The sequence below is a fragment of the Roseibium aggregatum genome, assembly GCF_014692675.1.
In the GTDB taxonomy this organism is placed as follows: domain Bacteria; phylum Pseudomonadota; class Alphaproteobacteria; order Rhizobiales; family Stappiaceae; genus Roseibium; species Roseibium aggregatum_C.
The window spans coordinates 1-467 of record NZ_JABFCZ010000093.1; the positions used below are offsets into that span (position 1 = coordinate 1).

A 467-nucleotide genomic window follows, 5' to 3' on the forward strand; every position below is an offset into this window, starting at 1 on the left:
GTTGAGGTACATGACCTCTTTGCCGGGGTTGCGTGCGTTGTGCTTTTCGAGCGCGTCGATGATGGCGAGCGCAGGACCCGAGCCGTTGCCCTGCACCACGTAGCGCGCGCCCTGGTCCATGGCGGAGCGCAATGCGCTGGTGGTCTCCTGCGGGCTGAGCTTGTTGTCGATGCCGATGATCTCGAACTTCACGCCGGCAGCGTTCTTCTTGTTGAACTCTTCCGAGAGGAACTGGAAGCTCTTCAGCTGGTTAGTTCCCACCGCGGCCATGAGGCCAGACAGAGGGTCGAGCCAAGCGATCTTCACGGTGTCGCCCTTTTGAGCGAACGCGCCGCCAGCGCTTGCCAGGATTACGGATGCAGCTACAGCCTTGATAGCAAATCTCATCGCCTGTCTCCTCTTGGGTTCTGAATGGAACAGGCCGCAGCGTAAGGCACGGCACCGAGGAAATGCTCAGGGATTCACCC

At 60.2% G+C, this 467-nt stretch carries 1 protein-coding gene; it reads right to left on the reverse strand.

The features are described from left to right. Window positions 1-387: ABC transporter substrate-binding protein (locus HK439_RS26440; RefSeq protein WP_190294467.1), on the reverse strand; the 387-nt coding region annotated here is incomplete at its 3' end. Between the last annotated feature and the right edge of the window lie 80 nt (window positions 388-467).